Source organism: Chryseobacterium sp. 3008163, assembly GCF_003669035.1.
Taxonomy (GTDB): Bacteria; Bacteroidota; Bacteroidia; order Flavobacteriales; family Weeksellaceae; genus Chryseobacterium.
In genome coordinates this window covers 1,584,085-1,606,011 of the sequence record NZ_CP033070.1, presented here as the reverse complement: position 1 = coordinate 1,606,011, position 21,927 = coordinate 1,584,085, and the positions used below count along the sequence as shown (strand labels likewise).

General features: G+C 33.3%; 23 protein-coding genes. 7 read left to right on the top strand and 16 right to left on the bottom strand.

Annotated elements, in window-relative coordinates; genetic code table 11:
- Positions 1-90 precede the first annotated feature (90 nt).
- The 3 genes from EAG08_RS07280 to EAG08_RS07270 all read right to left on the bottom strand — a co-directional run bounded on the left by EAG08_RS07280 (position 91) and on the right by EAG08_RS07270 (position 2,264).
- Positions 91-915: a hypothetical protein gene (locus EAG08_RS07280; RefSeq protein WP_129534870.1), complete on the bottom strand. Its 825-nt coding sequence runs from the start codon at positions 913-915 to the stop codon at positions 91-93.
- Between the two features lie 82 nt (positions 916-997).
- Positions 998-1,600, bottom strand: coding sequence for a leucine-rich repeat domain-containing protein (locus EAG08_RS07275; protein ID WP_129534869.1), 603 nt, complete (start codon positions 1,598-1,600; stop codon positions 998-1,000).
- 25 nt (positions 1,601-1,625) lie between these two features.
- Positions 1,626-2,264, bottom strand: coding sequence for an MBL fold metallo-hydrolase (locus tag EAG08_RS07270; RefSeq protein ID WP_129534868.1), 639 nt, complete (start codon positions 2,262-2,264; stop codon positions 1,626-1,628).
- A gap of 61 nt (positions 2,265-2,325) precedes the next feature.
- On the opposite strand from EAG08_RS07270, the gene EAG08_RS07265 reads away from it, so the two are divergent.
- A complete protein-coding gene (locus EAG08_RS07265) occupies positions 2,326-3,537 on the top strand; it encodes a type IX secretion system plug protein domain-containing protein (protein WP_129534867.1) in 1,212 nt (403 codons plus the stop codon).
- Between the two features lie 154 nt (positions 3,538-3,691).
- On the opposite strand, the gene EAG08_RS07260 is transcribed toward EAG08_RS07265, so the two are convergent.
- The 4 genes from EAG08_RS07260 to EAG08_RS07245 all read right to left on the bottom strand — a co-directional run bounded on the left by EAG08_RS07260 (position 3,692) and on the right by EAG08_RS07245 (position 6,358).
- Positions 3,692-3,952 (bottom strand): hypothetical protein, encoded by a 261-nt coding sequence (locus EAG08_RS07260; RefSeq protein ID WP_129534866.1) that lies wholly within the window; start codon positions 3,950-3,952, stop codon positions 3,692-3,694.
- Positions 3,952-4,179 (bottom strand): hypothetical protein, encoded by a 228-nt coding sequence (locus tag EAG08_RS07255; protein ID WP_129534865.1) that lies wholly within the window; start codon positions 4,177-4,179, stop codon positions 3,952-3,954. The genes EAG08_RS07260 and EAG08_RS07255 overlap by 1 nt, the downstream gene beginning before the upstream one ends.
- Before the next feature lie 213 nt (positions 4,180-4,392).
- Positions 4,393-5,415, bottom strand: a complete 1,023-nt coding sequence (gene hemH, locus EAG08_RS07250; RefSeq protein WP_129534864.1) for a ferrochelatase — start codon at positions 5,413-5,415, stop codon at positions 4,393-4,395.
- Between the two features lie 64 nt (positions 5,416-5,479).
- Entirely contained in the window at positions 5,480-6,358 is an 879-nt protein-coding gene (locus EAG08_RS07245; RefSeq protein ID WP_129534863.1) for a NifU family protein, read from the bottom strand.
- 95 nt (positions 6,359-6,453) lie between these two features.
- Here EAG08_RS07245 and EAG08_RS07240 point away from each other — a divergent pair, with 95 nt between their 5' ends.
- Positions 6,454-7,032, top strand: a complete 579-nt coding sequence (locus EAG08_RS07240) for a hypothetical protein (RefSeq protein ID WP_129534862.1) — start codon at positions 6,454-6,456, stop codon at positions 7,030-7,032.
- A 4-nt stretch (positions 7,033-7,036) separates the two neighbouring features.
- The gene (locus EAG08_RS07235; protein ID WP_129534861.1) at positions 7,037-7,552 is read left to right on the top strand and encodes a gamma carbonic anhydrase family protein; all 516 of its coding nucleotides are present in this window, start codon (positions 7,037-7,039) and stop codon (positions 7,550-7,552) included.
- Between the two features lie 81 nt (positions 7,553-7,633).
- On the opposite strand, the gene EAG08_RS07230 is transcribed toward EAG08_RS07235, so the two are convergent.
- Positions 7,634-8,080, bottom strand: coding sequence for a hypothetical protein (locus EAG08_RS07230; protein ID WP_129534860.1), 447 nt, complete (start codon positions 8,078-8,080; stop codon positions 7,634-7,636).
- 70 nt (positions 8,081-8,150) lie between these two features.
- On the opposite strand from EAG08_RS07230, the gene EAG08_RS07225 reads away from it, so the two are divergent.
- On the top strand, positions 8,151-10,277 hold the full coding sequence (locus EAG08_RS07225) for a helix-turn-helix domain-containing protein (RefSeq protein ID WP_129534859.1): 2,127 nt from the start codon (positions 8,151-8,153) through the stop codon (positions 10,275-10,277).
- A gap of 25 nt (positions 10,278-10,302) precedes the next feature.
- Here EAG08_RS07225 and EAG08_RS07220 read toward each other — a convergent pair whose 3' ends face one another.
- Positions 10,303-10,737, bottom strand: coding sequence for a hypothetical protein (locus tag EAG08_RS07220; protein WP_129534858.1), 435 nt, complete (start codon positions 10,735-10,737; stop codon positions 10,303-10,305).
- 37 nt (positions 10,738-10,774) lie between these two features.
- Positions 10,775-11,266, bottom strand: a complete 492-nt coding sequence (locus tag EAG08_RS07215; protein WP_129534857.1) for a hypothetical protein — start codon at positions 11,264-11,266, stop codon at positions 10,775-10,777.
- A 193-nt stretch (positions 11,267-11,459) separates the two neighbouring features.
- Here EAG08_RS07215 and EAG08_RS07210 point away from each other — a divergent pair, with 193 nt between their 5' ends.
- Both EAG08_RS07210 and ribB read left to right on the top strand, forming a co-directional pair.
- Entirely contained in the window at positions 11,460-12,458 is a 999-nt protein-coding gene (locus EAG08_RS07210) for an LLM class flavin-dependent oxidoreductase (protein ID WP_129534856.1), read from the top strand.
- Between the two features lie 71 nt (positions 12,459-12,529).
- Entirely contained in the window at positions 12,530-13,651 is a 1,122-nt protein-coding gene (ribB, locus tag EAG08_RS07205; protein ID WP_129534855.1) for a 3,4-dihydroxy-2-butanone-4-phosphate synthase, read from the top strand.
- A 60-nt stretch (positions 13,652-13,711) separates the two neighbouring features.
- Here the strand turns inward: ribB and fmt are convergent, their stop codons facing one another.
- The 5 genes from fmt to folK all read right to left on the bottom strand — a co-directional run bounded on the left by fmt (position 13,712) and on the right by folK (position 19,781).
- Entirely contained in the window at positions 13,712-14,659 is a 948-nt protein-coding gene (gene fmt, locus EAG08_RS07200) for a methionyl-tRNA formyltransferase (RefSeq protein ID WP_129534854.1), read from the bottom strand.
- 100 nt (positions 14,660-14,759) lie between these two features.
- Positions 14,760-16,661, bottom strand: a complete 1,902-nt coding sequence (locus EAG08_RS07195) for an ATP-dependent DNA helicase RecQ (RefSeq protein WP_129534853.1) — start codon at positions 16,659-16,661, stop codon at positions 14,760-14,762.
- A 75-nt stretch (positions 16,662-16,736) separates the two neighbouring features.
- The gene (locus tag EAG08_RS07190) at positions 16,737-18,194 is read right to left on the bottom strand and encodes an OmpA family protein (protein WP_129534852.1); all 1,458 of its coding nucleotides are present in this window, start codon (positions 18,192-18,194) and stop codon (positions 16,737-16,739) included.
- Positions 18,195-18,247: 53 nt separating this feature from the next.
- On the bottom strand, positions 18,248-19,345 hold the full coding sequence (locus tag EAG08_RS07185) for an OmpA family protein (protein WP_129534851.1): 1,098 nt from the start codon (positions 19,343-19,345) through the stop codon (positions 18,248-18,250).
- Between the two features lie 22 nt (positions 19,346-19,367).
- The gene (gene folK, locus EAG08_RS07180; RefSeq protein WP_129534850.1) at positions 19,368-19,781 is read right to left on the bottom strand and encodes a 2-amino-4-hydroxy-6-hydroxymethyldihydropteridine diphosphokinase; all 414 of its coding nucleotides are present in this window, start codon (positions 19,779-19,781) and stop codon (positions 19,368-19,370) included.
- 18 nt (positions 19,782-19,799) lie between these two features.
- Between folK and sppA the strand changes: the two genes are divergently transcribed.
- Positions 19,800-21,554 (top strand): signal peptide peptidase SppA, encoded by a 1,755-nt coding sequence (sppA, locus tag EAG08_RS07175; RefSeq protein ID WP_129534849.1) that lies wholly within the window; start codon positions 19,800-19,802, stop codon positions 21,552-21,554.
- A 71-nt stretch (positions 21,555-21,625) separates the two neighbouring features.
- Here the strand turns inward: sppA and EAG08_RS07170 are convergent, their stop codons facing one another.
- Positions 21,626-21,883 (bottom strand): GlsB/YeaQ/YmgE family stress response membrane protein, encoded by a 258-nt coding sequence (locus EAG08_RS07170; protein ID WP_129534848.1) that lies wholly within the window; start codon positions 21,881-21,883, stop codon positions 21,626-21,628.
- Positions 21,884-21,927 lie beyond the last annotated feature (44 nt).

Here is a 21,927-nt window from a genome sequence, read left to right as displayed (position 1 = left end):
TATATTAAATTGAAAACCGTCGGAATTTTTTCTGACGGTTTTTATTTTTATTTAAAGAAAGTTTTTTGAATTTTTTTTCTAATCTAAATTTCAATCCGAGGGATTAATAACTGAAGTTTCAGTTATAATGTTTTTTTCTACAGACTTATGGGGGATTTTAGTTCCGAAATTCTTTTTGTAACTGTTATTTTCAACTGTTATTTTAGTATCCTCAATTTTCTTCATTGTTTCAGATGCCGTCAATTCTTTCTGTTTAATGTATCTATCAACACCAATATAATAACCGTTACTATATTTTGTGAGCTTTAAGGTCACAGGTTGTAGAATAGAATCTATATTTTCTATGATATAATAGTAATTATACTTTTTATCCATTGGAAATGTATAACTGACAGCATCGAAAGGATAGCTAATTTCATATTTTACTTTATTTTTATCATAAGGGATACTAAATGTAAGCCAATTATACTCTTCATTTTTTTTCGTAATTACATAATTATTTTCTCTTAATTTTTCATCAACATTAAAAACAGGCTGAAATTTTTTCGAAAAAATAAGGTCTTTTGAAAAGTTGATGAAAGCATAGGTTTTAAGAAAGCCACCCAAATAACTCACTAAATTGACTGTAATTTCCTTTATATTTTGATCAAATTTTCCATAAATCTCAATAGGGATGTTTTCAGTTTTAATTTCAGTTAACTGTATGTTGTCTTTGTCAACTTCATTCCATTTTCCGGTTTTCCAGCTACCAGATTCGAAAAAATAAAATTTATTGTCAGGTAATATGAATAATGAATAAGTTGGAATGTCTAAACCTTCGTCGTCTAACTTATAATATCCTACAAACTGTGCATTTACTTTTGTTATGAAAAAAACGAAGAGGAAAAGTAAATAATATACTTTTTTTGATGTCATTTTAATACTTATGAGTTTTTTTATGATTAAGGCTAAAGGTATCTATTTTATAATGTGGTAAATTTTTGGTATTATTTCCAAATTAACCAACTTTAGGATATATTTTAGTTTTTTTTATTGCACTTTTCAACTTTTCTAATTCATATATCCCATATTTTTGCCTACCAGATAAGTTTATTTCTTTTAAATTATTAGGAAATAACTCTGAATTCAGATATGTTAAATCCGTGTCACTAAGCCCTAAAATTCTTAAGTTTTGCATTTGATTCAATGTTGTAGGTAATTTATTCAGCCTACAGTTTTCAACACGCAGCGTTTTTAAATTGTCTAATTGACATATTGAATCAGGAATTGAATCTATTTCATTTCCTCTAATCATTAAATATTTTAATGATTTTATATTAGTTATCCATTCAGGAAAGGTTTTGAACGGAAGGTTTAGAAGTGAAATCTTTTTTAATTTTTTTAAGCTGGCAATTTCTTTCGGGAGTTCAAAATCATTCAAATCATAAATGGTTGGATCAGCTTGAATCTCTAATATTTTTAAGTTTATGAATTTTGAAAAGATAACACCTTCATCCTTTAAGTTACGATCAATAAATGATAGGCTTAATTTTTTACAATTCTTTGGATTTTGAATTGCATCACTTAATGATGAAAATTTAGTTTCTTTAAAGAGATACATCTTTCTGGAAATATTGGTCGTAATTTTACTTCAAGAACGGATTATACTGCTTCTCAAAACCAATCGTTGTAGGATTTCCGTGCCCAGAGAAAACCTGCGTTTCATCATCCAGAACAAAAAGTTTAGTTTTAATTCCTTCAATCAATTGCTCGTAATTTCCCTTGTATAAATCTGTTCTTCCAATGCTTCCTTCAAATAAAACATCACCGGAAATGATGAATTTCTGAGTTTCATTATGGTAAACTACACTTCCCGGAGAATGTCCCGGAACGTGATAGATTTTAAATTTCTCGCCGTCGAAATCCAATTCGTCACCTTCGTTTACATATTCTATATCAACATTTACTGCAGGAATCTGAAAACCAAATCTTATTCCGCTTGCCTGAAGCATATCCAAAACTTCTTTATCATCTTCATGCATTGTTACAGGAATTTTATACGTGTCAAATGCCCATTGCAAACCCAAAACATGATCAATGTGAGCATGAGTTAAAATGATTTTTTCAATCTTTAATCCATTTTCTATGATGAAACCTTCAATTGCTTTGGTTTCCTGCTCGTTCATATTTCCTGGGTCAATCAACCATGCATTTTTGTTTTCATTAAAAAGAACGTAAGTATTTTCACTTGCAAAATTGAACACGAAGGCCTGTATTTGAAACATATTCTGAATATTTTTTTATCAAAAATACAATATTCTTTATAGATTCGTTATCTTCGTCATAATGAAAACGTTGCAGATATTTTTACTCAGTTTAGGTTCTTTAGCTTTCGGGCAGAACATTCAAAGTATTCAGTTGTTTAATCCTCAGACGAATGACGAAACGCCGGTCATCAATATGAATCAGCAATTGGTGTTGAGCTTTGATGATTTGACTAATTCAAGTACAATTTACAGATACACCATCAAGCATTACGACAGAAACTGGCAGGATGATAATCTTTTCTTCACGGAAATTGCCAATGGAAGCATAAATGCGTTGCTAGATCAATTTGAATATTCTTTCAATACAATACAACCTTACACGCATTATAAACTGAATTTTCCAAACGATAAGATCAGACCGAAAATATCCGGAAATTTTGAAATCGTCGTTTACAAAGACTCTGCAGACAAACCACTTTTTACCAAAAGATTTTCTTTGGTGGAAGATCAGGCGAATTTAGCTCTGAATATTTCAAGAATTGCAGATGCCAGAAATCCGAATATCAATCAAAGGGTAGAGGTGCAGGTGACTTCAAAAGGTGGAGATCTGTCAGGAAATGTGAATTCTATGACATTGAATGTGATGCAGAATAACAATCAGAATATGACGATTACTAATCTTAAACCGAGTTCTACTTTGGGAAGTCAGATTTTGTTTCAGCAGATGAGTATTGTATTTCCTGGAAACAACGAATTTTATTATTTCGATAATAAAAACATGAATATGCCTGCAGATATGGTGCAGGAAACGGGTTTGAAAGATGGCGTCAATCAGACTTATCTTCATCCGGTTTGGGCATATCCTTTAAATTATCAATATCAGCCAGATGTCAACGGAGCATTTTATTACAGAAGAAATGATTTAGGTTTAGAAAGAAATGCAGAAAGAGAAGCGGATTACGCTTGGGTTCATTTTTCGCTAGATTCTGATCCGATGGATAAGGAACTTTATATTGTGGGAGGTTTTAATAATTTTAAAGCAAACAAAGAATCCCAAATGATTTATAATGCAGAAAAGAAACAGTATGTCGCAAAAATTTTCCTGAAACAAGGTTTTTATAATTATATTCTCGCAACCAAAGAAGCCAACGGTTCTTTGAATTTGGGGGAAATCAACGGAAATTTCTGGCAGACAGAAAATCTTTATCAGGCATTTTTGTACTATAAACCTTTCGGAAGAAATTATGACGGATTGTTGGGGTATGGGGAATTTAGAACGCCTGTGAGATAATTTGAAATTTCACAAATGACAAAAATTCTTTGAAATAAAAAACCTTACAAATTTCCATTTGTAAGGTTGCTGTTTTAAGGTGTACAAGACCTTTACAGATAAAATCAAACTATATAATAATGTCAAAAAAAGTCGTCAATTAAATATCTTTTTTTTAATTCTTAAAAATGGCAGTGATAAAAAGGCTGTCGTTGTCTTCAAACAAATAATGAATGTCGACAGGAAAATTTTCGGTTTTGTAAACCTGAATTTCTTTGCTTTTTATATCTAATTTCTCGTAGTTACTCAAAATTGTATTGATGGATTCTTTTAAATCATCCAAAAAATACTTGTCTTTATTGTGTTCCTCGGCATTAAAAACCCTCATCAGCATCCGAATGTCATTCTTTGCAATTGATGACAATAAAACTTTCATTACGCACAGATTTTTTCTAATTCTGAAATGCTTTCAAAGAAATCAAGTTTAGTCTTGTTATTTTCAGAATGAAACTGAATTCTTTGAGAAACTTCCTCCAATTGAAACTGCGGAACATTAGATTTTGGAGTTGTATCTAAATTTTCCACGATTCTAATGAACGCTTCTGCAAGTTCCGGAGTGAAACTTTCAATTTTTCTTTTTAGAATTTCTATACTTGAGTCCATTATTTCTAAATTTTTAAATTGTCCTTATCTTTTGATAGGGTAAAAGTACAAAAAAATATTAAAAAACAAAACTTACCCCTATTAAATTTTAAATTATTTTAAAATAAATGTATTTTTAATTAAAAGGGGTATCTTTTTTAGGGGGTGTTGCTGAAATAAATAAAAAAAGGACATCTGATTGCTCAAATGTCCCATATATTTTTTAAATTAAATTTAAACGAAATAAAACTCGTTCAGTTTTTCGTCGCAGAGCGTTTTTACCACGTCAATCCATCGGTCTTCGTCATTTAAACAAGGAATGTAATGGAAATTTTCACCGCCACCATGCTCAAATTGATGTTTTCCTTCGACTGAAATCTCTTCCAAAGTTTCAAGACAGTCAGAAACGAAAGCCGGGCAAACAATCGCAAGGTTTTTAATTCCTTTTTTGCCGATGGTTTCCAAAGTTTCATCGGTATAAGGTTCCATCCATTTATCTTTACCCAATCTTGATTGAAAAGTCACCATTACTTTTTCTTTTGGTAAACCTAATTTTTTAATCACAGAATTGGTCACATCAAAACATTGGTGACGATAACAAAACTGGTGACTTGGATTATTCTCACGAGAACAGCAATCGTTCAGATTACAGGTGTTTGTAGGGTCTGTCTTATATATATGTCTCTCAGGAACTCCGTGATAAGAAAATTGTAACGCATCGAAATTTTCAGGAAGCTTTTCTCTGATGCTTTCTGCAAGACAGTCGATGTAAATTTCTCTGTTGTAAAAAGGCTGGATGTAATTGATTTTAATTCCCGGAAATTTCTTTTTTCTTACTTCTTCTGCTTTTTCAATCACCGTTTCAGTTGTACTCATCGCATATTGCGGGTACAATGGAAATAAAACAATTTCCGTTACACCTTGGTCAACTAACTTCTGAATTCCGGCTTCAATGCTCGGCTGAGCATATCTCATCCCGATTTCTACCGGAACATCGACTAGCTTCTGAAGTTTTTTTTGAATTTTCTGAGTGATGACAATCAAAGGCGAACCTTCATCTGTCCATACTGTTTTGTAAGCTTCCGCAGATTTTGCAGGTCTTGTATTTAAAATAATTCCCTGAACCAAAAGTGCACGGAAAAACCATCGGTAATCAATCACTTTTTCGTCCATCAAAAATTCATCAAGATATTCTCGTACATCAGGTACAGAGGTTGATCTTGGTGAACCAAGATTGACTAATAATATTCCTTTCATTCTAAATAGGTAATAATTAATGGGTAATGAGTAATATGATTTAGGTAAAATATATTACTCATATTTATCCGTTTACTGCCTCTACTCGTTCTACTAAATCCGGTAAAAATTGTTTCAGAATATTTTCTATACCGCCTTTCAGTGTAGCTGTAGAACTTGGGCATCCAGAACAAGCACCCTGTAAAAGCATTTTTGCTGTTTTTGAAGATTCGTCATATTCCATTAAAGATATTTTCCCTCCGTCATTTTCTACTGCAGGAGCAACATATTCATTTAAAATATCAGAAATTTTCTGTTCGTTGTCTGTATAATCTCTGTTGATGATATTCTCAACCGGACTTTCATGTTTCTGAGCGACAATATTTGAAATTTCTCCACCACTTTGAAGATATTCAGCGATAAAACCACGTACAGCCATCATTACCTGATGCCATTCCACAGAATTGTCTCTTGTGACAGCCACAAAATTGTCTGAAATGAAAACTTCTTTAGCAAAATCAAAATCTTTGAAAATCGCCTGAGCCAAGGGAACTCCCTCTGAAGTTTCTCTTGATTTTACTTCCACAAAACCTTCCATCAGCACTTTGCTGGAAACGAACTTCATCACATTAGGATTTGGAGTCATTTCAGCATAAATCTGAATCATTTCTTTTTTCTTTTGAAGGTAAATTCTTGGGTTAGCTAAAAGTTCGTCCTCAATTACATTTTTTAAGTTTTCGGCAATGTGTTCCCATTCTACAGTATCTTGTTTTGCAATCGCAACAAAATTAGCAGTAATGAAAATTCTTTCCACAAAAGGATAATTGAAAACTTCCTGTGCTAAAGGTATTTCTGATATATCTGAATTTCTGTCCAATTCTAAAGACCCTGGAATCAAATTGTAATCAGCTACAAATTTCATCACTTTTGGGTTTTCTGTTGGCTCTATAAGAATAGTATGCATTTTTTCTTTAAATTTGAGATACAAAAATACGGATTTAGAAGTTAGAAGCCAGAAGATGGGAGTTAGATTTTAGCTATCAGTTTAATTTAGGTATTATGGGATTGAATTATTCTTTTGGAATTACTTTTACTGATAATGAAGATGCAGAATTGTGTCGCAAAGATTTCGTCAATCAAAAAATTATACTGTCTCCAGAGAAAAATGTAAATCTTGGCTCTTTTGTATGTGAGCACGCAGATAATAAAATCTTGGAAGAAAAACTTTATGTTTTATCGGTTTCTATTGATAATTTAGGTATTTCATGTAAAGATTTGAGTTTATTTGAAAGATCAAATTTTTATACAATCAGGGATTTTTTCTACGAATATTTGAGAGACATGAAAGTGGGTTTTGAATTTGCACATTTTGAGCTTGAAGCGGCAGATTATTTAATGTGTGCGACAGATATGACAGATGATATCGGTTGGCTTCTAAAAAATAAATCTGAAGGAGATGAAAACGCTGCAAAAGCTTCTGGGATTGATAAATTTTATTTTTTATCTAAAAGATACATAGATGGAATTGTGGTGTCTTCAAAAAAACTCAAAAAAATTTCTAAGTACAACGTAGAATTTCAACCTTTTAAGCCTGAATATTATTGGCTTCCAGTTACAGAATTTAAATTATCAAAATAAAAATATGGCACTTGTAAAAGAACTTTTAGGAAAAGCACCGCAAATCGGAGAAAATACTTTTTTGGCAGAAACCGCAACGATCATTGGAGATGTTGTCATGGGAAAAGACTGTAGTATCTGGTATAATGCGGTCATCAGAGGTGATGTGAATTACATCAAAATGGGAGACAAAGTCAATGTACAGGATAACGCCATGCTACATTGCACTTTCGAAAAATTTCCTTTGGAAATCGGAAATAATGTTTCTATCGGTCATAACGCCATCGTTCACGGATGCAGAATTAAAGACAATGTTTTAATCGGAATGGGTTCTATCGTGATGGATGACTGTCTGGTTGAGGAAAACTCTATCGTTGGAGCAGGTTCTGTAGTGACGCAAGGAACACATATCAAATCCGGTGAAGTTTGGGGCGGAGTTCCGGCAAGAAAGATAAAAGATATTTCTTCAGCTTTATTAGAAGGAGAAGTGAATAGGATTGCAGATAATTATGTGAAGTATTCTTCTTGGTATAAAGAATAATTTATTCAATTCTTATAAATAAATACAAAAGCTCTGAACTAAATTTTAGTCAGAGCTTTTATTGTATTTAAAACTAATTAGTTACGGATAAATCAAAACCGCTTTTTCGGCTTGGCATTTCACGCCCGTAGGTTCTGCAGCCAGCATACAATCTGAAGTAATGCTGTATTTCTTATTAAATTCAGACATCTTCTGGGTGTATTCTTCAATTTTAGGAAGAATGGTTGCTTCATTTTTCTTTGGATAAGCAATATATGAAACCGGTCCGCCACAAGCTTTTGTTCCTAAGGGTGAGAAAGCCCAATCTGCAGCATTCGTACATTTTTCCTTAGTAACCATTGATTCTATAGAAGCTTTTAATTTATCTAATTGCGCTTCATCATATTTCTGAGAACTCTCATCTGCAGGTCTTTCTGAAATATCTTTAGGCATTTCCGCTGGATCATTATTTTGTGCAGATTTACACGAAAAGATCGTAAGACTTGCAAACAATACAAGTGTAGGGATTTTGATTAACCAGTTTTTCATAGTTAGATTTTTATTTTTTTAAGGTCATCAAATTTCGTTCCTTATTTTCATTTTTCGTAATTTTGCAGCGATGAATAATCATTTTTTTGACTTAATAGAACATACCAACCGAAGCGTTTTTCTTACCGGAAAAGCAGGAACGGGAAAGACAACATTCCTTAACGAATTTGTAAAAAAAACCAGAAAAAAACACATTGTCGTAGCTCCTACCGGGATTGCTGCAATCAATGCTGGTGGCGTAACCATTCATTCAATGTTTGGTTTGCCATTGCGTACTTTTTTGCCTACAACAGACAGAATTGATGGAAGTTTGGGAAATAATATTGCTGACCTTCAACAACATTTTAAATACAGAAAAGATAAACTTAAGCTTTTGCGTGAGGTAGAGGTTCTGATTATTGATGAGGTTTCGATGTTGCGTGCTGATGTTTTGGATATGATGGATTTTTCGCTTCGTTTTATCCGACGAAATAATCAGCGTTTTGGAGGTGTTCAGATGTTATTTATCGGAGATTTGTATCAGCTTCCGCCGGTGGTGAGAGATGAGCACATTTTAAAAATGTTCTATAATTCTCCTTTCTTTTTTGACAGTCTTGCGATAAAAGATATTCCTTTGCTTACAATTGAACTGACGAAAGTTTACCGTCAGACTGATGAAAATTTTCTTGAAATTTTAAATTCAATCCGTGACGGAGATGTTGCGAATATCGATTTTGAACATTTAAATGAAAGATATAACCCTGATTTTAATGCAGGTGAAGATTCTTACATTTATCTCTGTTCGCACAACAAATTGGCGGACGACATTAATCAGCAGAAATTGGCTGAAATTAAAGTGAGTCCTGCTACTTTTGAAGCGAAACTTTTTGGTGAGTTTAAAGAAAACCAATATCCGAACGAGCAGTTTTTAGAATTAAAAATTGGTGCTCAGGTCATGTTTATCAGGAATGATATTTCCGGTGAAAAGAAGTATTTTAACGGAAAAATTGGTGAAATTTCTGCCTTAGACGAAAAGGAAATTAAGGTTGTTCTTGAAGGGAGTGAAAGAGAAATTACCGTAAAAAGAGAGGTCTGGGAACAGAAAAAGTATTCTTTAGACGGCGAAAAAAATATCAAAGAAGAAGTTTTAGGCAGCTTCGAGCAGTTTCCAATTAAATTGGCTTGGGCGGTCACGATTCATAAAAGTCAGGGTTTGACGTTTGATAAAGTAATTATTGATGCCGGAAAAAGTTTCACAGCGGGTCAGGTGTATGTAGCTTTATCACGTTGTCGAACTTTAGAAGGAATTGTTTTAAAATCTAAAATTACTCCCGAAGTTATCTTTAAAGACAACAGAATTCTGCAGTTTCAGGGTGATACTTTTGCCAATGACAATGTTGAGGAAATTCTGAATAGAGAAAAATATGATTACAGCATCAGAAAAGTGCTTCGTTCGGTAGATTCTCAGTGGCTTTTAAAAGAAGTAGAACTGTGGAATAACCTTTCAATTACTACAAAAAGTATCGACCACGCAAAATCCAAACAATTGTATCTCCAATTGAAGCGTGATGTTCTTAATTTGGGTAAAATTTTTGAAAAACTTGAAAGAATTATTTTCCAGAAAGTCAATAATTTCATCAACCAAACGGAAGAATGGAGCGAGATTGAAAGTAAAACCAAAGGTGCCGTTAATTTCTTTTTCAGCGAAGTGAAAGACAAAATTTTCAGTCCGTTGAAAGAATTTTATTCTGAAATAAAAGGAGTAAAAGGTCTGAAAAATTATAATGAAGAATTGAGAAGCTGGCTGGAAGATATTGAAGAATATCTGAATAGTTTAAAAACCGCTCATCTTTTGGAAACGAAACTTTTAGACGAAAAAAACGATAAGGAAGTCAGCATGAAAATTGCGAAAGTTCCTTCTCAGGTTCTGACTTTTCAATTGTTTGAACAGGGAAAAACCATTTCGGAAATCGCTTTGGAAAGGGGTTTGGTCAAAGAAACGGTTTTAGGTCATTTGGCAAGATTTGCCGAACAGGGTTTGCTTGATTTGTCGAGAGTGATTACTTCTGATAAAATTAAAACGTTCGAAAAAGCTTTTAAAACTGATCCCAAAGAAACTTTAAACGAATGGAAAACTGCGTTGCCTAATGATTTTGATTTTAATGAAATCAGGATTTTGATTAATCATTATAATTTTTTGAAGGAAAAAGGGAAATAATTTATTGGAACTCTTTAGCTTTGAGTCATTTTTTCAAAATACGATTAATTCGATAACCTACAATCTTTATAATTCCATTTTCTTTATGCATAGAAAATATTTCTTCTGTTTTGCCGGATTCTCTGGTAACTTCATAGACTAAGAGATATTGGCTTTTTTCATCTGAACCCTTTACAACCAAAGTCTCCCAATGTTTTATGTTATATTCTTTGATTACGCCATTTTCCTGCTGTGCAGTAAGTATCAATTCATCTAATTGATCTTTGTTTGTGATTTCGAAAAACACATCGCTGAATAAGTCGTAGATTTTGTCTTTATTTGAACCATATAATATTTCCCAATATAATTTGCTGGTAATTTCTTGTGCATCATTTTTATCTGATTCTCTGTTTGAGAATGTTTGATTAAAAGAGCAACTTACTAATGTTGCTAAAATAAAAAATAGTAGAATTTTTTTCATAAAGTATTTTTAAGATTTCAAGCTTTTCTTAGGGTAATTAAAGTTCCTCACTAAGATAATCATAATCTTCAAAATTCAATAATAATTCAGATTCTGCTTCATTAGTAATTACTTGATTGGAATAACAAGATGTGCAAACTTTTATAACCTTGAGGATTTTATTTTGTTGTTTAAAAATAATAAGATCTCTAAAAACTTTTTTGCAGGCAGTTTCATAATTGTTTACACCTTCCTTTTTTGTGGTTAAAAACATTGAGATTTCTAAAATTCTGTCATTCTCCAAGTTGATTTTTTTATATCCTGCCTTTTTTAGTTTTAAAATAAATTCTGGATTAATTTCAGAACTTTTAGTTTGTCCAAAAATTAGGTGATGCTCAAAATCCGAAGTTTTTCTATTATTTGATTTTTTATTCTTTTTTAGTTTATAAATCTCAACGATAACAGGAGTTTGAATTTTATCAGTCTTATCAAAATTTAAGAAAACCGCGGAAACAATTGCCAAGAGAATTTTAAGCTTAAAAAACTTCATTGAATTAAGATTTAAATAGATTGGTTAAATTAAGAAATTAAAATGATGATATTTCTATTATAAATAGAGAAATCATTCTTCAATAGCTTTTTCCCTAGCACGCTCATAATTCCTATCAATTACAAAAAGTAACTAATACGACTTAATAGCTTTAAATTTGTATTTCATTTTCCTAAAAGAAAAATGTTTAAATATGAAAAACTTTGAAATATCTGTTTTAGACCTTGCTCCCGTAAAGCAAGGAAAAAGTATTCACGATACTTTTCAGGACAGTCTGTCTTTAGCAAACTTTGCTGAAAATTTAAATTATAAAAGATTCTGGCTTGCCGAACATCATAACATGGAAAGCATTGCCAGTTCTGCAACCTCAGTTCTGATTGGTTTTATTGCCAACGGAACGAAAAAAATCAGAGTAGGCTCCGGTGGAATTATGCTTCCGAATCACAGTTCATTAATTATCGCCGAACAATTCGGAACTTTAGAATCACTTTTCCCTGGAAGAATAGATTTAGGTTTAGGAAGAGCTCCGGGAACAGATGGCTTAACGGCTCAAGCTTTGGGAAGAAATCCAGCCATCATCAATGAACAGTTTCCGAGACAGATTTTAGAATTACAAAAATATTTTTCTAAAGAAAACTCAAATGCTTTGGTTCGTGCGATTCCTGGTGAGGGTTTAGATATTCCGATGTATATGTTGGGTTCAAGTACAGACAGCGCTTGGTTGGCTGCAGAATTAGGATTGCCTTATGCTTTTGCAGGACATTTTGCTCCCGAACAAATGGAAATGGCTTTTAAAATTTACAGAGAACATTTTGAGCCTTCAAAACATTTAGACAAACCTTACATTATTGCCTGTGTGAATGGAGTAGCCGCAGAAACTTCTGAAGAAGCGCATTTACTTTCCACGACATTGTTTCAGGCATTTATCAACATCATCAGAAACGACAGAAAACCTTTTCCAGCTCCCGTAGAAGATATGGATACAATCTGGTCAGCAATGGAAAAATCGATGGTTTTACAAAAACTGAAATTCAGTTTTATCGGTAATCAGGATGAAATTGCTGCACAGCTTAAAACCTTTCAGGAAAGGTATCAGGTGGATGAATTAATGATCAATTCTCACATCTACGATCACTCAAAAAGGCTAGAATCTTATGAGATTATTAAAAGAGCGGTAGACTCGTTATTCTAAGCTTAACAAACCATCCATATTAATTGTTGATGCTTATTTTTATGAGTATCTTTGCGAAAATTAAAGTAAAAATGTCAGATTTGAAGTTAAATACTATTCCAGAGGCTATTGAAGACCTTAAAAATGGTAAAATAATTATAGTGGTAGACGATGAAGACAGAGAAAATGAAGGAGATTTTCTTTGTGCTGCCGAATTGACGACTCCTGAGCTCATCAATTTTATGGCGTACCACGGCAGAGGGCTGATCTGTATGCCACTTCCTGAAAAAAGATGTGACGAACTTGGTTTGGATATCATGGTAAGCAGAAGCAGCGACCCTAAAGAGACTGCGTTTACGGTATCTGTTGACCTTTTAGGTGACGGTACTTCTACCGGAATCTCTGCAGGTGACAGAGCTAAAACAATTTTGGCTTTGATGGATGAAAAGGCTAAACCAACAGATTTCATGCGTCCAGGACATATTTTCCCGCTTCGTGCAAAGAAGGGTGGAGTTTTGAAAAGAGCAGGACACACAGAAGCTGCAATTGATCTGACTTGCCTTGCAGGTTTGAAAGAGGGCGGTGTGATCTGTGAGATTATGAATGAGGATGGAAGCATGTCTCGTTTACCGGAATTGTATGCTTTTGCACAAAAGCATGATATGAAAATTGTTTCTATTGAAGACTTGATTCATTACCAGCTTAAAAAAGGAAACCTTATCGAAAGAATCGAGGAAAGAGAAGTGAAAACCGCTTATGGTGATTTTGATTTCTTAGCTTTCAGAGAAACTTCTAACGACCAGATCCATTTTGCTTTGACGAAAGGTTCTTGGACCGTTGATGAGCCTGTTTTGGTAAGAGTACAATCTTCAGATTCTTATTTTGACGTTTTGACGAGATTGAATAACGGTGAAAAACCTCAATTGGAGAAAGTAACCAGCATGATCAATGAAGCTGGTAAAGGAGCGATTATTTTCATTAATAACGTATCTAATTCTGAAAATACACTGAGAAAATTGCAACAGTTCTTAAACTATCAGGATGGTCAGCAAAAACATCCGACTGCCGCTTTCAATTATAGAGATTACGGTATAGGAACTCAGATTTTAAAGAATTTAGGAATCAATAAATTTAAAGTGATTACTCAGAATCCTAACGTAAAACCTCAGGTTGGAGGTTATGATGTTGAGGTGACAGAGATGGTTCAGCTTTAAAAATGAATTGACTTCGAATAAAATTCACAATTAAAACATATAAAAAATGGCTTGAGTACATCAAGCCATTTTTATTTCGTCGAAATTCCTAAATCCGTTGAGGAAATCTTTGACGTTCATTCTTTTCTTTCCTTCTAACTGGAGTTCTGAAGGATAATAAATTCCGTCTTTTGTGTAAATTTTAAATTCACTTTTAGAAATATCTGAAGTTCCGGAAGTTTTCCCATGATCAACAATTTCAAATTTCCCACCGTAAATTTTTAGGCCTTTTTCTTCTTCTCCGATTTTCAAAGTAGTGAAAGCTGCTGGATAAGGTGACATTCCTAAAATAAACTGATGAACTTCCTTTGAATTTTTACTAAAGTCAATTCTTGTATCTTCTTTAAAAATTTTAAAGGCATTTTTAGGCTGTTCAACGTGGGGTTGAGGTTTTTCTGTGATTGAATTTTCAGATAAACCGTCTAGCGTTTTTACAATTAATTTTGCGCCCATTTCCATGAGTCTATCGTGGAGATTTCCAGCGTTTTCATCTGGCAAAATTTCAATCTCCTCTTGTAAAAGAATATTTCCTTCATCAATTTTTTCGTTGATGAAAAATGTAGTTGCTCCTGTTTTTTCTTCTCCGTTAATTACAGCATAATTGATGGGTGCAGCACCACGATAATCAGGGAGTAATGAAGCATGAAGATTGAAAGTTCCCAGTTCAGGCATTTCAAACAAGATTTTCGGCATCATTCTGAACGCAACGACAACGAAAACATCCGCATTTAAACATTTAATTTCTTCTAAAAATTCAGGATTTCTTAATTTTTCGGGCTGCAAAACATGCAGATTATTTTCGACAGCGTAAATTTTTACTGCAGATTGATTGATTTTCTGTCCACGCCCGCTCGCTTTGTCAGCAACGGTCACTACGCCTATAACTTCATGATTTGATTGATGAATGGCTGCCAAAGCAGTTTTTGCAAACTCAGGTGTACCAAAAAAAACGACTTTCAATGATTTCATAATGCAAAGATAAAGGTCTTTGATTTATTTAAAAAATTAAAAGGTTTAAAGATTAAAAATGAGAAGTCTTTAATTTTACCTATTACCTATTACCTATTACCTATTTAAGGGCGTACGTTCTAAAGTTCAGCATTTTTACTTTTCCTGAATCGAGAAGAAATATGAGGTTTTCTAAAATATCTTCCTTTGAATGAAAATTTAACTGAATCGAAAGTTCTTCGATTGTAGCTGGTTTTTTAGCCAATAAGCCTGTGATTTCTGAAGATATACTTTTCCCAAATATGGAACGTTTATTTTTTTCGCAAACCGTGCACTGTCCACAGTTTTTTGAATTTTTCTCTCCAAAATAGGCAAGAATCAGTTTCATTTTACAGTAGGTAGAATCTTCGATGTAGAATTTCATCTCTTCCCACTTCTGAATTTTATTTTTTTGAATTTGTTCAAAAAGTTTCCAATAGATACTGTTAGTCACTCTTTCATCTCTTGGCTTAAGAAATTTAACACTTGCCAAGGCTCCGTCGATATATTCAAGATAATTTTTCTGTTGGAGCTCTTTCAATCGTTCTTTGATTAAATGAATACTTACTCCGATTTTATCGCTCACTTTTTGTTCGCTGAACATTACTTTGTGCGTTGTAATTCCTGAGATTGAGCGAAGGAGAAGTTCAATAAAATAAGCATCTTTTTGAGGTATCTGATCAATTTCTTCAGCTTTTATTGAAAGTTCTAACGATGATAAACTCTTGTTGCTGTTGTAATAAATAATCTCCTGAGTATGAAGGAAATTTAAAACGTTTTTAATTTTAGCTGTTGAAAGTTTTGTAAAATTTTGAATACCTGAAATATTTAATTGAAAAACTTTTTCGGGAAGTTCAAATTCAGCCACCTGAAACTTAGAATATAGAAAGGAAATAATTTTCAAAAACTCAGCTTTATTCGGAATTTGATTTCTTAAAATCTGATCAAAATTTAAAATTTCCTGTTGATCCCAAAGCATGAACGCAAAACTTTTCTTGCCATCTCTTCCGGCACGTCCAATTTCCTGATAATAATTTTCTATCGACTGAGAAGGGGAAAAGTGAATAACGAAGCGCACATTGTCTTTATCAATTCCCATCCCGAATGCGTTGGTGGATATCAGTACATTTTGATCACTATTATTCCAGGAATTTTGTCTTTCGTTTTTTTCTTTCGTCGTTAATCCCGCATGGTAGTAATCTACGTTGCTTATTTTATTTCTGTGAAGATATTCTGTGAGGAGCTCAGCATCTTTTCTGGTTCTTACATAGATAATTCCAGATTCTTTAGCATATTTTAGTATGTTAAAAATCCTTTGATATTTATCTGAAATTTCTTCCGAAAAAATTTTAATATTATCTCTTTTAAAACTTTTCTGAAAAACGTTCGGTTTTTTTAATTCAAGCTTATTTTTTATCTCTTCTAAAACTTTTGGAGTTGCTGTCGCTGTTAAAGCAAGACAAGCTATCTCAGGATTGTTTTTTCTGAAATCTTTAATGTTTTGATAACTAGGTCTGAAATCTTGTCCCCATTCTGAAATACAGTGTGCCTCATCTACTGCAATAAATGAAAGCTGTATCTCTTCTATTTGCTGAATAAAATGAAAGTTAGTCAATCTTTCCGGTGAAACGTAAAGGAGTTTCGTTAAACCGTCTTTACAGCGGTTATAAATAACTTCCGCATCAAAATCATCGAGTTCTGAAGAAAGATATTCAGCTTCAATTCCTCTAAATTTTAACTGATTGACCTGATCTTTCATCAAAGCTAATAATGGGGAAATCACCAAACAGACACCTTCTCTCAATAAAGCAGGAAGCTGGTAACAAAGAGATTTTCCTGCACCGGTAGGTAAAAGAACCAAGGTGTCATTTCCAGTAATCACAGAATCGATGATTTCACCTTGAGAATCTCTAAAGGTATTGTAACCCCAAAAATGCTTAAGGGTTTTATTTTTCAGTTCCTGAAAATCGTGAGAAGAAATCATACTGTAAAAATATAGAAACTAATTTAACAAAAAAAGTCACGCAATGCGTGACTTTTAAAATATATAAGAAGTTTATTATTTAGCTTCGAAATAAACTCTTCTGTTTGCTCTGTTTTTCCATTCAGGACATTTAGTAGCAGGATCACACTCAGGGTATTTAAGGTCTTTTTCACCTCTACCTACAGCGTTGATCTTAGAAGAATCTACACCATTTTTAATCAAATAGTTTTTCACACTGTTTGCTCTTCTTTCAGATAACTTTTGGTTATAAGCATCAGTAGCTCTTGTATCAGTTGCTCCAATTACAGTATAAGCACCGTTAGAAGAATTGATATAGCTAACAGCATTGTTAAGGATTGGTGTGTTTGAAGGTAAAATTCTGTCAGAATTTAAATCAAACTCAATTCCGGTCATTTCTCTTTCTTCTACAACTACTTTTCCTGGTACTTCTGTAGGAGTAAGAGGACATCCGTCGTTTTCAACAGGTCCAGGTACTGTAACACACTTATCGTGAAGATCAATAACACCATCTAAATCTGCATCAAGAGCAACACCTGCACCATCTACTCTTGCACCGGCAGGAGTATCAAGTTGTCTGTCCCAATCGTCACAAACTCCGTCGTTATCTGCATCACCTTTCTTACAAACTTCGATATCTTGGTTTTTATCAGCCAACACATCTAATTTATAATAAATCTCTTGCAATGGGTCATGCCACATTAAGTGAGATTCGTGTTTTCCTAATTTTAAAGATAAACCTACAGTAGCATTGAAGAAGTTGTCTGAGATCTGATCTTCTCTTTTGTTGATAGTGCTGTACTGTGCACCTCCACCGTCGAATTCATCATCACCTGTGTAAACATACATCAATCTTGTTTCAAGATCTAATCTTCTGTTTACTTTAAATTTAAGTCCTGCACCGGCTTGACCGAAGAATGAACCAAATTTAAAAGGCTTAACCTCTGTCATTAATCTCTGACCAGATAAATCTTTTTGATAAGCTCTGTATGCTAATGTACCAACACCAGCATAACCGTGTAATGCCCATCTGAAAGTAGATTTGTTATCAACTCTTCTTAAAAGATTTGAGAAATTAATATCTCCCAATATTGAGATTGCATCGTATTGAGTTCTGGCACCTACTTGCTGATATGTTGAACCTGCAGGAGCAGAATCTTTAGTATTGAACCAACCTTGTCTTGTTTCACCTCTATCATACTGTAAATTAAGACCAAAAGCATGAGTAATCGCTTTGTCAATACTTACATAAGCAGAATAACCAAAAAGGTTTTTTCCGTTACCATTTTTTATCGATGTTAAATCTGCAGCCTGTACTAATGGTACACCTGCACCAAATGAGATAGCCCAATCATTGAATCTTTTAGATTTTTGGGTAAATGGGGATACATTAGCAGACCCAGATGAGAATGTATTTGGATATCCTTCATTTGAAACTACCGCTATTGAATCTTGTGCAAACGCTACAGTAGGGACTGCAAACGCAAATGCAACAATTGCTAAACTTAATTTCATAGTGTATTTTTTATTTAGTTAATTAAATGATTTGTTATTATTTGATAATATGATTATTTAGGACAACCATTATTATCAGCAGGTCCTGCTACTGTAACACACTTATCGTATAAGTCGATTACACCATCAAGATCTAAATCTAATGCAACACCAGAACCGTCAACTCTCGCTCCGGCAGGTGTATTCAATTCTCTGTCCCAGTCATCACAAACACCGTCGTTGTCATTATCACCTTTTTCACATACTACAAGTTCATTTGAAGTGTTTTCTAACACATGAGTTCTGTAATATATTTCTTGTAAAGGATCATGCCACGATAAATGAGTTTGATGCTTACCTAATTTAAATGATAAACCTAAATTAAATGTCATCATAGCATCTGAATAAGAATCATTAATCAAGTTATAATTGATTCTGTCACCAGTTGGTGTTTCAAGCGCTCTACCTTCTCCACCGCCATCGAATTCTTCATCTCCACTGTTGATGTACATCATTCTCGCTTCGATGTCAATTAGTTTAGAAACATTATATTTCAAACCAAGACCAGCTTGTACGAAAAATGATTCAATTCCTAATTTCTGATCAATTGCAATTGGAATTCTTGGTGGGCTAGTGCTCCATCTGGAAGCATCGCTGTCTATCAATTCAGTTTTATATCCCATGAAACCAGCTCCCAAATATCCATGAAGAGCCCATCTATAAGGAGAATGATTGTCAACTCTTCTTAATAAATTAGATAAGTTAACATCTCCTAAAAGGGAAACCTGATTAAATTCAGTCCAAGCAGTACCAACTCCTGCAGCAGGATTGTTTGGTAATTTAGCTTGTTGGTTTGTTTTACCCATTGAGTATAACAAACTAAGACCAAAAGTATGCGAGATCTGTTTATTGATACTTGCATATCCATTCCATCCCCAATTTACTTTTCCATCATAAAAAGATGTAACGTCTGCAAATGTCATAAATGCAGGACCTCCACCGATTGATACAGACCAATCGTTGAACTTTCTTGCTTTATTGTCAAATTTTTGAATATTCGCAGAACCAGAAGAGAAAGTATTGGGATACTGGTCTGTGGTATTAACCGCGATACTGTCTTGAGCATAAGTAGCAATGGGCAATGTGGCCAATAGTAGTAAACCTAATTTCATACAATATGTTTTATGTTTTTTATTAAATAAATTTTTTTAATAATATTTTAGAAAATTCCCTTTCAAAAAGATGTTTCTTATGAGGGATTTCTAACCTTTCTGAAGTGAATTTTAACTCATTATATTTAATGATGTCAATATCGATAATTCTATCTGTGTAGCCTCCTGATATTTTCGAATCATTAAGTCTCCCCATTTCAATTTCAATTTTCTTTATCTTATTAAGTAATTGAATTGGTGAAAAATGAGTAAATATTATTGTTGCAATATTACAAAAATTATTGGAACTAACAAACTCTACAGCCTCGGATGTTAAATATTCACTATTTTGTAATATATCACCTACCTCTTTTAGCCTTTCTAAAGCAGTATCTAGATTATTTTTTTTATCACCAATGTTACTTCCCAGTAACAAAACGACCTTATGTTGCGACATATTGAAAAATGATTATTTATGAAGAGTTTCTTTAAAAATGTATTGGCAAATATAGTAGCAATTATGATACTATGTGCTGTGTTTTTCTTCTTTTTTATCATCATGATTGCCTTTGGATCGATGAGTAACGAGCAATCTGTGAGTGTAAAAAAGAATTCTGTTTTAACGATTAATCTTAAAACAGATATCATAGACAGTCCTACAGAAGAGCAGCAAAGTATTTTCAATATGAACAAAAAAAATACAAGCGTCCTTATATATGATGCATTGGAAGCGGTAAGAAAAGCGAAAGATGATGATAATATTAAAGGTATTAGTATAGAGGTTGATAATTTGAATGCAGGAATTACACAAATTGATGATCTGAGAGCTGCTATTCAGGATTTTAAAAAGAGTGGAAAATTTGTATATGCTTACGGTAATACAGTTTCACAGTCTTCTTATTATTTAGGGTCGGTTGCTGATCAGTATTATTTGAATCCATCTGGTGGAATTGAGCTTAAAGGTCTTGCTACTGAAGTAACATTCTTTAAAGATTTTGCTGAAAAATATGGAATCGGAATTGAAGTAATCCGTCACGGAAAATTCAAGTCTGCGGTTGAACCATTCTTAAGAAATGATATTTCACCCGAAAACAAAGAGCAACTGAGTACGCTTCTTAATGATATTTGGGATAATACTTCTTCCAAAATTGCAGCTTCAAGAAAAATGGATGTAAGCCAATTCAAAACTGTTGTCGATAGTTTATACGGAATGATTCCTGACTTAAGCTTGCAACATAAATTGGCCGACAAACTAATTCAGAAGGCTGAGTATGATGATATCATTAAAGGAAAATTAAGCTTAAAAGGAGATGATAAATTAAATAAGATCTCTTTAACAAAATATATCGATTCTTACTCTGATAAAGATAAATCAGGAGAAAAAATTGCAATATTATACGCATCTGGTTCTATCAATAATGGTGATGAATACAGTGATATTTATTCTGAAAAATATATTAAATACATTAAAGAACTTCAGGATGACGACAAAATCAAAGCAGTTGTTTTGAGAATTAATTCTCCTGGTGGAAGTGCAAATGCTTCAGACGAAATTTTATTTGAACTTCAACAATTAAAAAAGAAAAAGCCACTGATTGTGTCTTTCGGAGACTATGCGGCTTCGGGCGGATATTATATTGCAATGGCAGCTGATAAAATCTATTCAGAACCTAATACGCTTACAGGATCAATTGGGGTGTTTGGAGTGATGCCTTACTTTAAAGATTTGGCCAACAGAAACGGTGTGCGTTCTGATATTGTTGCAACCAATGCCAATTCTGCATATTATTCTTCATTAAACGGATTGACGCCTTACGGAGTAAACCTGATGACCAGAAGTGTAGAAGGAACTTACAAGAGATTTGTGCATTTTGTAACTCAAAACAGAAAAAAATCTTTTGAAGATATCGATGCAGTAGGAGGTGGTAGAGTGTGGAGTGGTACTCGTGCAAAGCAAATAGGGTTAGTGGACGAATTGGGAAGTTTGGAAGATGCTGTGAAATTTGCAGCACAAAAAGCAAATTTGAAATCATACAACGTTTCTTCTTATCCTAAAAGGATGACCGCATTTGAGCAGATTTTTTCAGATTTAAATGAAGATGACATCTCTGCAAGAGTAATTAAAAATAAAATTGGTAAAGCAAACTATGAAATTTTAGAGCAGATTACAGATAAGAAACTTAAGTCTGAGGTGAAAATGGAAATGCCTTATCAAATTAAAATAGACTAAATTATATTGTTCATAAAAAACCCCGATTTGAAATTTTCAAATCGGGGTTTTTGTTTTTTTTAATGAAAGTTTTATTTCTTAGTAGCCATTCCGTAAAGCCAAAGAACAAGGATTGCACCACCAATAGCTAATGCCCAGCTTCTGAAATCCCAAAAAGTTCCAATGTCTCCCCAATGTAAAATATAAACGCCGATAAGGCCCCCAACGAATGCGCCTACGATACCTAAAATAATCGTAATAAGCCATCCGCCACCTTGTTTGCCTGGCATAATCAATTTAGCAAGTGCTCCTGCTATCAGACCGAAAATAATCCATGTAATGAATCCCATAGTTTTAATTTTTTTTAATGTTAGTAAGTGTGTTTATTATTCAA

Bases quoted from the DNA above. Each gene is read 5' to 3' on its own strand.
- EAG08_RS07280 (WP_129534870.1), bottom strand. From the start codon at position 915: ATGACATCAAAAAAAGTATATTATTTACTTTTCCTCTTCGTTTTTTTC.
- EAG08_RS07275 (WP_129534869.1), bottom strand. From the start codon at position 1,600: ATGTATCTCTTTAAAGAAACTAAATTTTCATCATTAAGTGATGCAATT.
- EAG08_RS07270 (WP_129534868.1), bottom strand. From the start codon at position 2,264: ATGTTTCAAATACAGGCCTTCGTGTTCAATTTTGCAAGTGAAAATACT.
- EAG08_RS07265 (WP_129534867.1), top strand. From the start codon at position 2,326: ATGAAAACGTTGCAGATATTTTTACTCAGTTTAGGTTCTTTAGCTTTC.
- EAG08_RS07260 (WP_129534866.1), bottom strand. From the start codon at position 3,952: ATGAAAGTTTTATTGTCATCAATTGCAAAGAATGACATTCGGATGCTG.
- EAG08_RS07255 (WP_129534865.1), bottom strand. From the start codon at position 4,179: ATGGACTCAAGTATAGAAATTCTAAAAAGAAAAATTGAAAGTTTCACT.
- hemH (WP_129534864.1), bottom strand. From the start codon at position 5,415: ATGAAAGGAATATTATTAGTCAATCTTGGTTCACCAAGATCAACCTCT.
- EAG08_RS07245 (WP_129534863.1), bottom strand. From the start codon at position 6,358: ATGCATACTATTCTTATAGAGCCAACAGAAAACCCAAAAGTGATGAAA.
- EAG08_RS07240 (WP_129534862.1), top strand. From the start codon at position 6,454: ATGGGATTGAATTATTCTTTTGGAATTACTTTTACTGATAATGAAGAT.
- EAG08_RS07235 (WP_129534861.1), top strand. From the start codon at position 7,037: ATGGCACTTGTAAAAGAACTTTTAGGAAAAGCACCGCAAATCGGAGAA.
- EAG08_RS07230 (WP_129534860.1), bottom strand. From the start codon at position 8,080: ATGAAAAACTGGTTAATCAAAATCCCTACACTTGTATTGTTTGCAAGT.
- EAG08_RS07225 (WP_129534859.1), top strand. From the start codon at position 8,151: ATGAATAATCATTTTTTTGACTTAATAGAACATACCAACCGAAGCGTT.
- EAG08_RS07220 (WP_129534858.1), bottom strand. From the start codon at position 10,737: ATGAAAAAAATTCTACTATTTTTTATTTTAGCAACATTAGTAAGTTGC.
- EAG08_RS07215 (WP_129534857.1), bottom strand. From the start codon at position 11,266: ATGAAGTTTTTTAAGCTTAAAATTCTCTTGGCAATTGTTTCCGCGGTT.
- EAG08_RS07210 (WP_129534856.1), top strand. From the start codon at position 11,460: ATGAAAAACTTTGAAATATCTGTTTTAGACCTTGCTCCCGTAAAGCAA.
- ribB (WP_129534855.1), top strand. From the start codon at position 12,530: ATGTCAGATTTGAAGTTAAATACTATTCCAGAGGCTATTGAAGACCTT.
- fmt (WP_129534854.1), bottom strand. From the start codon at position 14,659: ATGAAATCATTGAAAGTCGTTTTTTTTGGTACACCTGAGTTTGCAAAA.
- EAG08_RS07195 (WP_129534853.1), bottom strand. From the start codon at position 16,661: ATGATTTCTTCTCACGATTTTCAGGAACTGAAAAATAAAACCCTTAAG.
- EAG08_RS07190 (WP_129534852.1), bottom strand. From the start codon at position 18,194: ATGAAATTAAGTTTAGCAATTGTTGCATTTGCGTTTGCAGTCCCTACT.
- EAG08_RS07185 (WP_129534851.1), bottom strand. From the start codon at position 19,345: ATGAAATTAGGTTTACTACTATTGGCCACATTGCCCATTGCTACTTAT.
- folK (WP_129534850.1), bottom strand. From the start codon at position 19,781: ATGTCGCAACATAAGGTCGTTTTGTTACTGGGAAGTAACATTGGTGAT.
- sppA (WP_129534849.1), top strand. From the start codon at position 19,800: ATGAAGAGTTTCTTTAAAAATGTATTGGCAAATATAGTAGCAATTATG.
- EAG08_RS07170 (WP_129534848.1), bottom strand. From the start codon at position 21,883: ATGGGATTCATTACATGGATTATTTTCGGTCTGATAGCAGGAGCACTT.